This window comes from Nocardioides pinisoli, assembly GCF_024199985.1.
Lineage (GTDB): Bacteria > Actinomycetota > Actinomycetes > Propionibacteriales > Nocardioidaceae > Nocardioides > Nocardioides pinisoli.
In genome coordinates, this window is record NZ_JANARS010000006.1 from 199,435 (window position 1) to 213,738 (window position 14,304).

A 14,304-nucleotide genomic window follows, 5' to 3' on the forward strand; every position below is an offset into this window, starting at 1 on the left:
CCTAGGGTTGGCCCATGCTCCGGCCGTCGTGGACCACCGTCACCCCTCTGCTGGCCGCGATCGCGCTGGGGATCGCCTGGCCCCTGCACCCCGACAGCGCGCCCGTGCTGGGGGTCCTCTCGGTGCTGCTCATCGGCGCCGTGCTCGCGGCCGTGCACCACGCCGAGGTCGTCGCCCACCGCGTCGGGGAGCCCTACGGGTCGCTCGTGCTGGCGGTCGCGGTGACGATCATCGAGGTCGGCCTCATCGTCACGCTGATGGTGACCACCGACAAGGACACCGCGGGCCTGGCCCGCGACACCGTCTTCGCGGCCGTGATGATCACCCTCAACGGCATCGTCGGGATCTCGCTGCTCGTCGGTGCGCTCAAGCACCACCTCGCGGTCTTCAACCCCGAGGGCACCGGCGCCGCCCTCGCCACCGTCATCGCCCTCGCGGCGCTGTGCCTCGTCGTCCCGTCGGTCACCACGTCGGAGCCCGGGCCGGAGTTCACCGGCGCCCAGCTCACCTTCGCCGCGATCGCCTCGCTCGCGCTCTACGGGATGTTCGTCTTCACCCAGGCCATCCGGCACCGCGACTTCTTCCTGCCGGTGACCCAGGACGCGCACTCGCCCCTCGTCACGTCGAGGGCGGCGGCCGACGCCGCAGCGGACGCTGCCGCCGCCCGCGCGGCCGCCGACGCCGGCTCGTTCGAGCACGAGCCAGTGGACCTCGACCACGACGGGCACGCGGACCCGCCCACCGACCGGGCCGCCCTGACCAGCCTCGGCCTGCTCGTCGTGGCCCTCGTCGCGGTGGTCGGCCTGGCCAAGATCGAGTCCCCCGCCATCGAGTCCGGCGTGGCGGCGCTCGGCTTCCCGCCGGCGGTCGTCGGCGTGGTCATCGCCCTCCTCGTGCTCGCCCCGGAGACCATCGCGGCCGTCCGGGCCGCGACCCGCAACCGGGTCCAGGTCAGCCTCAACCTCGCGCTCGGCTCGGCGATGGCGTCCATCGGCCTGACCATCCCCGCCATCGCGGTCGCCAGCATCTGGCTCGACGGTCCGCTCGAGCTCGGCCTCAACCAGCTCCAGACCGTGCTGCTGGTCCTCACGGCGGCCGTCGCGATCCTCACCGTCGTACCGGGCCGGGCGAAGCCGCTCCAGGGCGGTGTCCACCTCGTGCTGCTGGCGGCGTTCCTCTTCCTCACCGTCGCCCCCTGAGCGCCCCCTGATCGCCCCCTGAGCGCCCCTCGAGGCGCCGGACGCAGCGCGGCCCGGCAGATGTCCCTGCCGGGCCGCGGGCGGAGGTCGATCAGCCGAAGTAGGTGGCGTAGATCTTGTCGTAGGTGCCGTCCTCGCGGAGGTCGGCGAGCGTGCTGTTGATGACGCGCAGGAGCGGGATGTTGCCGTCCTTCTTGACCGCCATGCCGTACTGCTCGCCCGTCTCGAACTCGCGCGACAGCTTGAGCTTGCGGTTGTCGGAGACGAACTGGCCCGACACGGTGTTGTCGAGCATCGCGGCGTCGAGCTCGCCCGCCGCCAGCGCGGCCTGCAGGCCGGCCGCGTCGTCGTACGCCATCACCTGGGTGGTCTCCGGGGCGAAGTCGCTCAGGTAGGTCTCGCCCGTGGTCTCCTTCTGCACACCGACCCGCTTGCCGGCGAGCTCGGGGAGCTCGTCGAGGCCCGAGCCGCGCGGCGTGATGAGCGCCTGCTTGGCGTCGAAGTAGGGGCTGGAGAAGTCGAGGACGCGCGCCCGCTCGCCGGTGATCGTCATCGCCGAGATGGCGACGTCGCACACGTCGTTGTTGAGCGAGTTGCCCGACGTGATGTCGTCGAACGACACGTCGATCACGTCGAGCTCGGCGTCGAGGCTCTGCGCAACCTTGCGCACCAGGTCGATGTCGAAGCCGGTGGGCTTGCCGCCCTCCTCGTACTCGAACGGCGCGTAGGGCATGTCGGTGCAGACGGTGAGGGCGCCGCTGAAGACCAGCGACACCTCGCTCAGCGCGTCGGCCTCGTCGGCGCTGGCGCTGCCGCCGCAGGCGCTCAGCGTGGCCATGAGGGCCACGGAGGAGAGGGCGGCGAGGGCCGTGCGGGCAGGGCCCAGCCGTCGGACGGTGCGGTTCATGGCGTCAGTTCGCATTCACGGTGAGCGACTCGCGCAGTCGCATGAGGGCGTATTCGGTGATCTTCACGAGCGCACCCTTGGCCTGCTCGCGGTCGCGGGCGTCGAGGCTGATGATCGGTACGTCGGCGGGCAGGGCCAGCGCGGCGGCGATCTCCTCGGCGGGGTAGCGCGGGACGCCGTCGAACTCGTTGACGGCGACGATGAACGGGATCCCCTTGGACTCGAAGTAGTCCAGCGGCGAGAACGACTCGTCGAGGCGCGCCACGTCGACCAGCACGATGGCACCGATGGCGCCGCGGCACAGGTCGTCCCACATGAACCAGAAACGGCGCTGACCGGGCGTGCCGAAGAGGTAGAGCACGAGGTCCTCGGCCAGGGTCAGGCGGCCGAAGTCCATCGCCACGGTCGTGGTGGCCTTGGTGGGCACGGCGGCGAGATCGTCGACGCCCTCGGACTCGTTGGTGACGAGTGCCTCGGTGCGCAGCGGGTCGATCTCCGACACGGCACCGACGAGCGTCGACTTGCCGACGCCGAAGCCGCCGGCGATGACGATCTTCGTCGACGCGGCCGCACGCTGTGCCTTAGTAGTTTCGAAGTCCACGGAGGGTCCTTTCGATGAGCTCGAGACGCTCATCTGTCGACGTGCTGTCGTTGATGGTGGCCTGGATACGGACCAGGCCCTGCTCGATCAGGTCGCCCAGCAGCACCCGGGTGACTCCGATCGGCATCTTGGTCAGGGCCGACACCTCGGCCACGGAACGCCGGTCGCAGACCTCGAGAACCTGCGCGGCGGACGGCGAGAGGGCGGGAGCCTCCGCGCCCGCCTGGAGACGGAGCGTGGCCTCCATGGCCAGCTCGATCTTCGCGGCCGTCCGGCCTGCGGTGAGGGTGTAGGACCGGATCAGTCGTGGGCGGTAGCCCTCGTCCTCCGGCTCGGGTGGCGGCGTCACGGCACGGGTCCGGCTCAGCCGCCCGTACCGACGCGGGCCTGGGCCTCGACGGTACGTCCCACGCGGTCCACCAGCAGGGCCATCTCGTAGCCCACCTGGCCGATGTCGGCCTCCTCCGTCGTGAGGACGGTGAGGTTGGAGCCGTCACCGACGCTCATGAGCATCAGGAAGCCCATCTCCATCTCGACGATGGTCTGCATCACCGAACCGCCCTCGAAGAGGCGGGCGGCGCCGACCGCGAGGCTGGCCAGACCGGACGAGACGGCCGCGACCTGCTCGGCGCGCTCACCGGGGATGCTGGTGCTCGAGGCCATGAGGAGACCATCGGCGGACACGAGGATCGCGTGCGCGGCGTCGGGTACGTCGTCGACGAAGCGCGACATCACCCAGTCGAGGTCTCGGTCGTCACCGGTCGAGCTGGCGACGGGGGCGGCGGAGGTGTCGTGAGTCATGCGGGGCCTGCTTCCGTGTGCTGGGTGGAACTCTGGGCTGCTCGTCGACCGCGGGAGACTCCTGCGGTGTGAGCCTGGAGACGGCGGCGGATCGCTTCGGGGTCGCGCGTCTTGGCCGCCGTGGGGGGTGTCACGCTACCGGGGACGAGGCGCTCCCCCGGCGCACGTCGCGGCAGTCCGACCGGGGTGGACTCGACGACCGGAGCCGGCTCGGCGACGGTCTCCGCGATCTCCCAGCCGCGGTCGACCTCGGTCTCGTGCCACTCGCCCTTGCCCTCGCCGGCGAGCCATCCGGACCGCATCGACTTGAAGATCGGGGACTCGCCGCCGGACCGGGCGGGCTCGGCGTCGTGGTGCGACAGGCCGTTGCTGCCGTGGCCGTTCGTGCCGTTGGTGCCGTGGCCGTTCGTGCCGTTGGTGCCGTGGCCGTTCGTGCCGTGGCCACTGGCGCCGTGGCCGTTGGTGCCGTGGCCGTTGACCCCGTGGCCCTCGGTGAGCAGGGCGGCGGCGTCGTAGGACGGCACCGGCTCGAGCTCTGGCTCCGGGCGCGACTGCGGCTGGTGCTCGGCGACCTCGGTCGCCTCCGGCTTCGGCTCGGTCACACTCTGGGTCGGCCGGACCGGGGCGCCGAGACCTAGCGGGTCGTCGGCGTCGACCTCGACCTCGCCGTGGTGGCCGTGGTCGGACCGGGCCGCGGGCTCGGTCTCGACGACGGGCTCCGGCTCGACGACGGGCTCGGGCTGGGCCGCGACCCCGGCAGCCGGCTCGGGCTGCTCGGTCTGCTCGACCTCGACAGCCGGCTCGGGCTGCTCGGCGGCGACCGGCTCGTCGAAAGCGTCGGCGGGCAGCGGGTCGGACAGGGGGTCGGACAGCGGGTCGTGCGCCCGAGCGGGCTGCTCGACAGGCTGCTCGACGGGCTGCTCAGCCACCGGTGCCTCGATCGGCTCCTCGGCGACCGGCTCCTCGACCACCGGCTCCGCGGGCGCCTGGGCGCTGCGGGCCTCCTGCTCGGCCTGGGCGCGCTGGCGCGAGGCCAGCGCAGTGATCGGGACGACGCGGGCGACCTTCTCGGCACGCTCGGTCGCGGCCCCCGCGTCACCGGAGTCCGCCTTCGCCGCGGGAGCACCCGCGGTGTCGGCGCGCTTGCCGAAGAGCGGGCCGGTCGCGCCGGAGGTCTCCGGCGGCAGGAAGGCCTCGGCACCCGTGCGGGGCATGTTGGCGCCCGGGTCGCGGCGCGGCAGGAGGCTGCCGAGCGGCGGGCGGTCCGGGGTGGGCTCAGACGACGACATCGACGACGACGACGAGGAGGCAGTCGGGGCAACCGCGGCGGCCGGCTCGGCGACCGGGCCGGTGGCGGGCTCGGCGACGGCGTCGCCCGCGGTGGTCGTCGTACCGGTGGCGGCCGGCAGCGGCTCCAGGTCGGACTCCGACTTGGCGGCCTTCGCCTTGGCCTTGGCCTCGTTGGCGGCGGCGCGCTCGGCGGCCTTGGCCTCGGCCTTCTCGGCGCGGGCGCGGTTGCGGGCCTCGCGCTTGGACAGGACGGGGGCGGCTCCGGCCCCGACGAGCTCGGTGGAGCCGGTCGAGGAGGCCGTCGCGGACGACGCGGCCTCGGCGGCAGCCGGGGCGGCCGGCGCACCGGACTGCGGCACGTCGGGCAGCACGGACGGCGGGAGCAGCACGGTTGCGGTCATGCCGCCACCGGGGTTGCGCGCCAGGTGGGCGTCGATGTCGTGGCGCTCGGCGAGGCGGGACACCACGAACAGGCCCATGCGCCGTGCGGTGTCGGGCGTGGCCTCGGCGCCGTGCTGGAGGTCGCCGTTGAGCTGCTCGAGCTCGGCCGGCGGGACGCCCAGGCCGGAGTCGGTGATCGTGATGGTCACACCCTCGGGGCCCTGCTTGGCGGCGAGGCGCACCGGCTCGGACGGGGGCGAGAAGCTGAGGGCGTTGTCGACGATCTCGGTGAGCAGGTGGACGACGTCGGCCGCGGCCTCGTCACCGACGCGGGTGTTGAGGTTGGAGAGGATCTGCACGCGCTGGTAGTCCTGCACACCGGACGTCGCGGCCTGGAGGGCCTCGCCGACGGTGAGGCTGAACTGGCCGGCGGCACGGTTGGGGGCGTCGGCCAGGATCAGCAGCGAGTCGGCCGTACGACGCATGCGCGAGGCGAGGTGGTCGAGGCGGAAGAGCGACTCGAGGCGCTTGGGGTCCTCCTCGTCGTGCTCGAGGCGCTCGATCTGGGCGAGCTGCTGGTTGACCAGGGAGGTCGACCGGCGCGAGAGCGTCACGAACATCGCGTTGACGGTCTGGCGGAGCTGGGCCTCGCCCGAGGCGAGGTGGATGGCCTGGCGGTGGAGGTCGTCGACCGCTCGCGCGACCTGGCCGATCTCCTCGTTGGTGTGGACGTCGATCGTCTTGATCGGCTCCGGCTCCTGTCCGGCGCGGATCCGGGCGACCGCGTCGGGCAGCCGGTGGCGGGCTACCGCGAGGGCGCCGTCGCGGACCTTGCCGATGGGACCGAGGAGGCTGCGTGCGATGAAGAAGGCGAGCGCGATCGCGGCGGCGAGGGCGAGGAGCGTGAGCACCGCGCCGACGAGCGCGGCGCGCTGGGCGGCACCGGCCGCCTCGTCGAGGGTCTCGGTCACGCCGGTCACGAGCGTCTCGGTGATGGCGTCGTAGGGCGCGTAGGCGTCACGGCCGTCGAGGTCGGTGGCGGCGTCGTCGCGGATCTCACCGGCGTGGCGGGTGTTCTGCTGGCGCAGGAGGGCGGTCTGGTCGTCGGCACCGGTGACGGATCCGGCCAGACGGTCGATGGCCGCGGCCTCCACGCCGATCTCGGAGAAGAGCTCCTGGGAGCTGGACTGCGACAGCGTGGTCGCGAGGAGGCCCTGCTGGAGCGCGAGCGACAGGCGACCGCTCATCGCCTGCGAGAGCTGCTCGAGGCGCGGCTCGGGCGTCTCCTGGGCGGCGTTGACGCTGGTGATGAGCTGGCTGACGCTGGACTCGAGCTGACGCACGAGCGCGATCCAGGTGGCCGGGCCGAGCGTCTCAGCGCCCTCGCCCCGCATGGCCTGGCTCAGGTCGAGCAGCGCGTTGACGTGGGCGGTCTGCAGCTCGTCGAGGTCGGCCTCGCCGCGCGCCTGCTCGAGGGCCTCGGCGTTGCTCGAGATGTCGCTGATCGCGTCGATCAGGTCGCCCTGGCTGGCGGCGCTGTCGGACTGTGCGGCCACCATGGCGGCCTCGGAGGCGGTCAGGTAGTCGACCGCGGGCTGGATGATCGTGACCTGCTGGGCGCTCCGGGCGGCCTGCCGGGAGTCGCCGTAGTCGCCGACCACGCGCAGTCCACCGAGGACGGCCGCGAGCAGCAGCGGGATCGCCAGGGCCAGGGCCATCTTCCGGCCCAGTGGCCAACCGGCGACCGAGAGACCAGCGCCCTTCCGGGCCTGGGCTGCATCCTGAGTCATGTGTGCCTCGCGTTTGGTGAGCGACTACGTCGAAGTCAGAACGCACCGGTCGGACCGGCGCAGGCTCAACCTAAGGAGTTCCGCGACATTCCGTGGCGTTTTCGCAGAACTGGGCGCGCGGGGTGTAAAGAGCCCTCGGAGGTTCCCCGGGCCTTCGACGCGGAGCGGGCCGGGCGATCCGGCGCCGGCCCCCGGTCGACAGTGGAGCCCGCGGCCCGTAGGTCCGGCCGGTGGCTCCACTGTCGCGCTCCCTCATCCGGGGGATGCCGTCGCTGCGCGCGGTACCTGCTGTGCGGACATGCGTCGAGCCCTGTTCACGCCCGCCTGAGCCGGCGCAGCGGCCTCAGGCCCGCTCGACCTCGCTCTGCAGCTTGAGGACGGTGGTGCCGTCCTCCTGCTCGATGACGTAGGCGGGGTCGTCGTCGCTGCCCTTGCGGGTCACCTTCTCGCCCTTCGTCGTGCGGGAGACCTCCTCGTGGTGGACCTCCTTCACGGTGCCCTCGGCCCACGAGGAGCCCCACTTCCACTTCACGGTCGTGCCGGTGCGGATCGCCATGGATCCACCGTGCCACCTCGCGCCCGGACCGCCCTCACCCCTCAGGAGCGGACATGCATCCGCTCGCCCTGGGGGCCGAAGATCGCCAGCACCTCCGCCGGTGTCGGTCCGGGGTTGCCGATCCAGTGCGGCGTCCGGGTGTCGAACTCGACGACCTCGCCGGGCTCGAGCACCAGGTCGCGGGTGCCGAGCAGAAGACGGATCCGGCCGCTGAGGACGTAGAGCCACTCGTAGCCCTCGTGGGTCTGCAGCGTCGGGCGCGGGTCCTTCTCGACCGGCATGACCATCTTGAAGGACTGCAGCCCGCCGGGGCGGCGGGTCAGCGAGATGAAGGTGCGTCCGTGCCGCACGACCGGCTTGGAGCGGATCCGCGGGTCGCCCGTCTCCGGCGCGTCGACCAGCTCGTCGAGCGCGACGCGGTGGGCGCGAGCCAGCGGCAGCAGCAGCTCGAGCGTGGGCTTGCGCTGGCCGGACTCCAGCCGCGACAGCGTGCTGACGGAGATGCCGGTCTCCTCGGCCAGGTCGGTCAGCGTCGCCTCGCGCTCGAGCCGGAGCTGGCGCAGTCGCGGCCCGACGGCACGCAGCACTCCCTCGTCGTCCATGCGCCCAGTTTGCCACTACGGCAAGAATGTTTGTCAATCGGGCACGCCTGCCTGGATGCTCGGTGACATGAGCGAGAACAAGATGTACGACGTGGTGGTCATCGGTGGCGGCGTGGCGGGGCTGAGCGGCGCGATGGCGCTGGGCAGGTCGAGGCGGTCGGTGCTGGTGATCGATGCCGGCGAGCCGCGCAACGCCCCCGCGGACCATGCCCACAACTACCTGGGGCGCGAGGGGGTCCCCCCGCTGCAGCTGCTCGAGGACGGCCGCGCCGAGGTGGCGGCGTACGGCGTCGAGGTGCTGACCGACCGCGTGGTCGGGCTGTCCGGCGCGGCCGACGCCTTCCTGGTGACCACCGCGGGCGGACGGAGGTACGTCGCCCGGCGGGTGCTGGTCACCGGCGGCGTGGTCGACGAGCTGCCCGACGTGCCGGGGCTGGCCGAGCGGTGGGGCGTCGACGTGCTGCACTGCCCCTACTGCCACGGCTGGGAGGTGCGCGACCAGCCGCTGGCCGTCCTCGCGACCTCGCCGATGGCCGCCCGCCAGGGCCTGCTGTTCAGCCAGCTGTCCGACGACGTCGTGATGGTCGTGCACGACGGCGTCGAGCTGCCCGACGAGGAGGTCGAGAAGCTCGGGGCGATCGGCGTCCGGTTCGCGCACGGCACACCGCAGGAGGTCGTGGTCGAGGACGACGCGCTCGTCGGCCTGCGTCTCGCCGACGGCTCGATGCTCGAGCGGCAGGCGATCGTCGTGGCGTCGAGGCCGCACGTGCGCGCGGACTACCTCGGCCCGCTCGGCATCGAGCCGCAGCCCTTCGAGATGGCCGGCACCGTGCTGGGGACCGTCATCGCGGTGGAGCCCACCGGCGCCACCGCGGTCCCCGGCGTCTTCGCCGCCGGCAACGCGACCGACATCTCGATGACGCTGATGGCCTCGGCCGCGCACGGCAACCGGGTCGGCGCCTGGATCAACGCGGAGCTCGCCTCCGCCGACGCCACCGCCGCGGTCACGGCGCTCCGGGACGGGTTCTTCGAGCGCCCCGCGTGGGAGGAGCGCTACTCCGGCGACCGCGTCTGGAGCGGGCGGGTCAACGTCCAGCTCGCGGCCGAGGCGCCGCGGCTCAAGCCGGGCCGCGCGCTCGACATCGGCTGCGGCGAGGGCGGCGACGCGATCTGGCTGGCTCAGCAGGGCTGGGAGGTGACGGCCGTCGACTTCGCCGAGGCGGCGCTGGCGCGCACGGCCGAGCACGCCCGGGAGGCCGGGGTCGGCGACCGGGTCGACACCCGCCAGGTCGACGTACGCGCCTTCGAGCCGGCAGGTGAGACCTGGGACCTCGTGACGTCGCACTTCTTCCACCTGCCCGACGGCGGCATGCCCGGCGTCGTACGACGTCTCGCCGCCGCGGTCGCTCCCGGTGGCACCCTGCTGGTGGTGGGCCACGCGCCGAGCGACCTGCACACCGGGTTGCGGCACGGCCACCACTCGTTCATGCACACCGCCGACCAGCTCGTCCCGGCCCTGCCGGAGGACTTCGTCGTGGAGGCCTGCGAGTCGCGGCCGCGCACCCAGGCGCACCCGGAGACGGGCGAGGAGATCGCCATCGCCGACACGGTGCTGGTGGCGCGCCGCCCGGCCTGATGACCGGCTGCCCGGCCCGGGCTCGCGTCAGGCGAGCCCGAGCCGGGCGAGCACCATCGCGGCGAGCCGCTCGGGCGGCAGCGCCGGGTCGACGTCCATCCCGCGCTCGTCGGGTCGCAGCGGCTCGAGGGTGTCGAGCTGGGACTCCAGCAGGCTCGGCGGCATGAAGTGCTCGCGGGCGTTCATCCGGTCGAGCAGCATGTGCTTGTCGCCGGTGCAGTGCACGAAGAACGTGCCCTCTCCCCCGCGGCGCAGGACGTCGCGGTAGGACTTGCGCAGGGCGCTGCAGGCCATCAGCGTCGGCTCACCGCGAGCGTCGCGCTCGGCGGCCCACTCCGCCAGCGACTCCAGCCACCCCCAGCGGTCGGCGTCGGTCAGCGGCGTGCCCTCGCTCATCTTCGCGACGTTCTCCGGCGGGTGGAAGTCGTCGCCCTCGGCGAATGCCCAGCCCAGCCGCTCCTGGACAGCGCGTGCCACGGTCGACTTCCCCGAGCCGGAGACGCCCATGAAGACGAGGTGGAGCGGCGGCTCCTGCGTTGGTGTCATCCGACCGCCCAGAGGCCGAGGGCGAGCACGAAGATGCTGACGCCGAGGGTGGTCTCCATGACGGTCCAGGTCCTCAGCGTGGTCTTGACGTCCATCCCGAAGAACCGGCCGACCAGCCAGAAGCCCGAGTCGTTGACGTGCGACAGCACGGTGGCGCCCGCCGCGATCGCCAGCACCAGCGCGACGAGCTGGAGGCTGGACGGGTCGGCGTCGGCGACACCGGCCGAGATGAGCCCGGCGGTGGTGGTCAGCGCGACGGTCGCCGAGCCCTGGGCGACGCGGAGGATCGTCGCGATGACGAAGGCGCTCACGATGAGCGGCAGGCCGAGGTCGGAGAGGGAGTCGGACAGCGCGGCGCCGATGCCGCTGTAGCGCAGCACGCCGCCGAACATCCCGCCCGCGCCGGTGATGAGGATGATCGCGCAGATGGGGCCGAGGGAGTCGTTGAGCAGGGTCTCGACCTCGCCGCGCGGGTAGCGACGGACGGCCAGGGTGTAGGTCGCGACGAGCAGCGCGATGAGCAGCGCCACGGGCGTCTGGCCGACGAAGACGAGGACGTCGACGAAGGTGCCCTCCTCGGCGATCGAGCCGTTGGTCCGCAGGGTCGTGAGAACGGTGTTGGCGCCGATGAGCACGAGCGGGAGAAGCAGGATGCCGAGCACGTGGGCGAACGCGGGCGGGTTGTCCGTGTCGGCCTCGCGGCCGCCGGTGAGGACCGAGTCGTCGATCGGGACGTAGACCTTGCCGAGCCACCCGACGGTGACGAGGTAGACGCCGACGAACCACGCGATGACCGCCACGACGACGCCCACCAGGAGGGTGAGGCCGATGCTCGCGTCGATCTCGGTGGCTGCGGTGACCGGCCCGGGGTGGGGCGGGACGATCGCGTGCATGGCGGCGAAGGCGCCCGCGGCCGGGAGGGCGTACATCAGGACGGAGCCGCCGAAGCGCTTGGCGACCGAGAAGATGATCGGGAGGAAGACCACGAGCCCGGCGTCGAAGAAGATCGGCAGGCCGAACAGCAGGGCCGCGACGCCCAGCGCCAGCGGCGCCCGCTTCTCCCCGAAGCGCCCGACGAGGGTGTCGGCGAGGACCTGGGCTCCTCCGGTCACCTCCAGGAGGCGCCCGATCATCACGCCCAGCCCGACGAGCAGTGCGACGGTGCCGAGCGTGCTGCCGAAGGCGGCTATCGCGACGGTCGGCACGTCGACGACGGGTACGCCGGCGGCGACCGCGGTGCCGAAGCTGACGAGCACGAGCGCGACGAACGCGTGCATGCGCAGCACGATGATCAGGACGAGGAGCACGGCGACGGCGAGCGCCGCGATCAGCAGCAGGGTGCTCGAGCCGTAGACCGGCGTCATGGTGTCCACGTGGGGGCCTCCGAGATGGGCGGGAACGGTCGCCCCACCCTAGGACCTCCATCGCGCCGTGTGCGTCGCCTCTCCGCGCGCGAAAGGAGCGGTCGCGGTTGTCTCCAGATCCCCTCAAGGACGTGTAGACCCCGGGGGGCCGTGGGTAGTGGCCCCCCTTGATCATCTCCGGCCACCTCCAGCACGACCGCTCCGGCCGCGCCGTCGTGTCCTCGTTCACCGCCGCTCGTGTCGCCGAGGTCGACGCCCGGCGACGCGCCGCGCAGGCCAGCATCGACGATCTCGTCGTGGCCTGGCAGGGAGGGACGGCCCGCCACCAGAGGTCGGGCTGGGAGGAGTGGGACGAGGCCGCGCGCGACACGATCGACGCGCTGGCCGCGCTGCTCGGGGCGATCGACCTCGCACGCGAGGAGATCGGGGACCTCGAGCGCGGGCCGATGGTGCCTCGCCAGGTCGGCCGACGCGCCGTCGACCGCTGAGGTCGGAGCGCTCCTCAGCCGATCGCTCGTCCCCGGGTCGCTCGTCCCCGGGTCGCTCGTCCACAGATCGCTCGCGAGGGGTGTCGCCGGGCCACCCTCGGCGACGACGATCGGGACATGATCATCTCGGGAACCCTCCAGCTCGACCCGCAGGCCCATGCCGCCGCCACGGCCTCGCTCGGTGACCGGCTCGCCGACCTCGACGCGCGCCGGCGGGCCGCCGAGACCGCCGTCCAGGCCCTGCTGGCCACCTGGCGCGGCGACGCGGCCGCCGCCTTCCGCGAGCAGTGGGAGGTGTGGAGCCGCGCCGCGACGGACGTCGTCGACGAGCTCGGCTCGGCCGTCGCCGCACTGACCCCCACCGCGTCCGACCTCGTGGGAGCCGACGAGCGCCGAGGTGCCGCGAGCGACCTCCTGCGCGGGCGCCTCGGCGGGAGACTGCCGTGAGGGCCTACGACGTCGACCTCGCCGAGGTCCGGCACGCCGTGGCGCAGCTCGCCGCCTGCCAGCGGGACCTCCTGGGCCTCGCCGTCGACATCGACCACGCGCACGACCGGCTGCAGGCCGACTGGCTCGGCCGGGCGAGCGACGCCGAGGCGACGTCGTACGACTCCTGGCGTGACGGGTGCGCCGACATGGTCACCGCGCTCGCGGCGCTGCGCGGGATCGTGGCCGCCGCCGACGACCACTACTCGTCGGCCGTCGAGGCCAACGTGGCGCTGTGGCAGCGGGTCAGCGGCTGACGACGACCCGCCCCGGAGCCACGCACGTCGCGTAGACACCCAGCATCGGCTCGCCGGCGCGGTTGGTCGGCCGCGCGCGCACGAGCGCCGCCAGCAGGCGGACGTCCTTGGCGCCGGTCTCCGGGTGGTGGTCGATCACGGCACAGCGCGGGACCGGTCCGCCGACGCACACCACCGCGTCGCCGACCGAGAACTCCCGCCCCGCCCAGGAGTCCTCGACGTAGGGCTCGTCGGTCTCGACGACGAGCGTCGCGCGGAGGCGGCCGGCCTGGTCGGCGAGCTCGGCATGTCCCGTACGACGCGCGAGCTCGCGCAGCGACGCCGTGCCGACGACGGTCAGCGGATCGCCGAACACCACCCCGCCGCGTGGTGCGGCAGCCACGCGCACCCGACGGCCGAGCCAGTCGGAGACCAGCTCGCCGTGCGGGCCGTCGGTGAGGTCGAGCTCGACGGCGCGACCCCAGTAGTCGCAGGTGATCGTCTCCCCGGTCCTGCCGGCCGTCGCCCTCGTGGCGTCGCCGGTCGGCAGGGTCAGGTCGAGGACGTCGCCCTCGGCCCGCGCGACGACGCCGATGAGCGAGGGGTGCTGCACGGTCTTGAGCACCCGCGCCTCGTCGGGGTCGACCAGGCACCAGGCCCGGTCGCCGACGGCGCCCCGCGCGTCGAGCTCGACCGCCTCGAGAGCCAGGTGGCGCATGCCCTTGACCGGCGCGAACCCGGCCCGGCGTACGACGAGCTCCTCCGGCATGCGGCCATGCTCGCACGGGCGTCGCCTCAGGCGCGGCGTGGCCGGAACTCGATGACGTTGTCGAACTGGCCGTCGTGGGACCGCGCCGGCTGGGGCGTCGCCGTCACCTCCTCGCACGGGGTCGGCATCGACGTACCGGTGACGAGGTTGTCCTCGACCGTGACGATCCGCGCCGCGCGCTGGCCGAGCCCGCGCCCCACGACGGCGCCGGACGCCACGTGGTCGAAGGTGAACCCGGCCAGCCTGGGGTGCCCCTCGCCCTTCGCCCCGGGCCGCAGCAGGTGATCGACGACGAACCGCAGCGACTCGACCATCCACCTGGGGTCCTCGAGGTAGGGGTTCCACTGCAGGCAGCACCCGGCGGGGCACGGCTCCCACGCGAGCCGCGCGAACGGGACGTCGGCGTCGCCGCGGCCCGTCGGCGTGCCGCGCAGGGTGCGGTCGGAGTCGAGGACGTCGATGAGGAAGTCGCACTCGGCGTCGTTGAGCGCGGGCTGGATCCGGATGCAGCCGATGAAGCGTGGGTCGAGCGCCATGAGTCCTCCTCGTCGTGTCGGGGCGTAAGAGGTGTCTGCCCGCCCTGGGGCGTCGGAAACGTGAGGGGCGACGGCTGTGGAGAACGGGGTTGTCCACAGATCGCCCGGACCGTCTG

16 protein-coding genes are annotated in these 14,304 nt (G+C 73.0%); 5 read left to right on the top strand and 11 right to left on the bottom strand.

The features are described 5' to 3' along the window. Positions 1 to 14: 14 nt before the first annotated feature. Positions 15 to 1,199 (top strand): calcium:cation antiporter, encoded by a 1,185-nt coding sequence (locus NCI01_RS14945; protein ID WP_254182295.1) that lies wholly within the window; start codon positions 15 to 17, stop codon positions 1,197 to 1,199. Positions 1,200 to 1,290: 91 nt separating this feature from the next. Here NCI01_RS14945 and NCI01_RS14950 read toward each other — a convergent pair whose 3' ends face one another. The 7 genes from NCI01_RS14950 to NCI01_RS14980 form a co-directional block, all read right to left on the bottom strand. After that, positions 1,291 to 2,106: an ABC transporter substrate-binding protein gene (locus tag NCI01_RS14950; protein ID WP_254182296.1), complete on the bottom strand. Its 816-nt coding sequence runs from the start codon at positions 2,104 to 2,106 to the stop codon at positions 1,291 to 1,293. Positions 2,107 to 2,110: 4 nt separating this feature from the next. Beyond that, positions 2,111 to 2,707, bottom strand: coding sequence for a GTP-binding protein (locus NCI01_RS14955; RefSeq protein ID WP_056906137.1), 597 nt, complete (start codon positions 2,705 to 2,707; stop codon positions 2,111 to 2,113). Further along, positions 2,688 to 3,056, bottom strand: a complete 369-nt coding sequence (locus NCI01_RS14960) for a DUF742 domain-containing protein (RefSeq protein ID WP_254182297.1) — start codon at positions 3,054 to 3,056, stop codon at positions 2,688 to 2,690. The genes NCI01_RS14955 and NCI01_RS14960 overlap by 20 nt, the downstream gene beginning before the upstream one ends. 14 nt (positions 3,057 to 3,070) lie before the next feature. Then, on the bottom strand, positions 3,071 to 3,508 hold the full coding sequence (locus NCI01_RS14965) for a roadblock/LC7 domain-containing protein (RefSeq protein WP_254182298.1): 438 nt from the start codon (positions 3,506 to 3,508) through the stop codon (positions 3,071 to 3,073). Continuing rightward, a complete protein-coding gene (locus NCI01_RS14970) occupies positions 3,505 to 6,969 on the bottom strand; it encodes a sensor histidine kinase (protein ID WP_254182299.1) in 3,465 nt (1,154 codons plus the stop codon). The genes NCI01_RS14965 and NCI01_RS14970 overlap by 4 nt, the downstream gene beginning before the upstream one ends. 343 nt (positions 6,970 to 7,312) lie before the next feature. Beyond that, positions 7,313 to 7,525 carry a hypervirulence associated TUDOR domain-containing protein gene (locus tag NCI01_RS14975; RefSeq protein WP_254182300.1) on the bottom strand — a complete coding sequence of 71 codons (213 nt, stop codon included), beginning with the start codon at positions 7,523 to 7,525 and terminating at the stop codon, positions 7,313 to 7,315. A gap of 41 nt (positions 7,526 to 7,566) precedes the next feature. After that, positions 7,567 to 8,127 carry a helix-turn-helix domain-containing protein gene (locus NCI01_RS14980; RefSeq protein WP_254182301.1) on the bottom strand — a complete coding sequence of 187 codons (561 nt, stop codon included), beginning with the start codon at positions 8,125 to 8,127 and terminating at the stop codon, positions 7,567 to 7,569. Positions 8,128 to 8,194: 67 nt separating this feature from the next. Here NCI01_RS14980 and NCI01_RS14985 point away from each other — a divergent pair, with 67 nt between their 5' ends. Next, positions 8,195 to 9,763, top strand: a complete 1,569-nt coding sequence (locus NCI01_RS14985) for a bifunctional NAD(P)/FAD-dependent oxidoreductase/class I SAM-dependent methyltransferase (protein WP_254182302.1) — start codon at positions 8,195 to 8,197, stop codon at positions 9,761 to 9,763. 27 nt (positions 9,764 to 9,790) lie between these two features. Here the strand turns inward: NCI01_RS14985 and NCI01_RS14990 are convergent, their stop codons facing one another. Further along, on the bottom strand, positions 9,791 to 10,309 hold the full coding sequence (locus NCI01_RS14990) for a gluconokinase (RefSeq protein ID WP_254182303.1): 519 nt from the start codon (positions 10,307 to 10,309) through the stop codon (positions 9,791 to 9,793). Beyond that, entirely contained in the window at positions 10,306 to 11,673 is a 1,368-nt protein-coding gene (locus NCI01_RS14995) for a GntP family permease (RefSeq protein WP_254182495.1), read from the bottom strand. The genes NCI01_RS14990 and NCI01_RS14995 overlap by 4 nt, the downstream gene beginning before the upstream one ends. 167 nt (positions 11,674 to 11,840) lie before the next feature. Between NCI01_RS14995 and NCI01_RS15000 the strand changes: the two genes are divergently transcribed. The 3 genes from NCI01_RS15000 (at position 11,841) to NCI01_RS15010 (ending at position 12,904) form a co-directional block, all read left to right on the top strand. Further along, the gene (locus NCI01_RS15000) at positions 11,841 to 12,161 is read left to right on the top strand and encodes a WXG100 family type VII secretion target (protein WP_254182304.1); all 321 of its coding nucleotides are present in this window, start codon (positions 11,841 to 11,843) and stop codon (positions 12,159 to 12,161) included. 117 nt (positions 12,162 to 12,278) lie between these two features. Further along, on the top strand, positions 12,279 to 12,608 hold the full coding sequence (locus NCI01_RS15005) for a WXG100 family type VII secretion target (RefSeq protein ID WP_254182305.1): 330 nt from the start codon (positions 12,279 to 12,281) through the stop codon (positions 12,606 to 12,608). Continuing rightward, positions 12,605 to 12,904, top strand: a complete 300-nt coding sequence (locus NCI01_RS15010; RefSeq protein WP_254182306.1) for a WXG100 family type VII secretion target — start codon at positions 12,605 to 12,607, stop codon at positions 12,902 to 12,904. The genes NCI01_RS15005 and NCI01_RS15010 overlap by 4 nt, the downstream gene beginning before the upstream one ends. Here the strand turns inward: NCI01_RS15010 and NCI01_RS15015 are convergent. Beyond that, positions 12,894 to 13,652: an MOSC domain-containing protein gene (locus NCI01_RS15015; protein ID WP_254182307.1), complete on the bottom strand. Its 759-nt coding sequence runs from the start codon at positions 13,650 to 13,652 to the stop codon at positions 12,894 to 12,896. The genes NCI01_RS15010 and NCI01_RS15015 overlap by 11 nt on opposite strands. Before the next feature lie 26 nt (positions 13,653 to 13,678). Then, a complete protein-coding gene (locus tag NCI01_RS15020) occupies positions 13,679 to 14,188 on the bottom strand; it encodes a hypothetical protein (RefSeq protein ID WP_254182308.1) in 510 nt (169 codons plus the stop codon). Between the last annotated feature and the right edge of the window lie 116 nt (positions 14,189 to 14,304).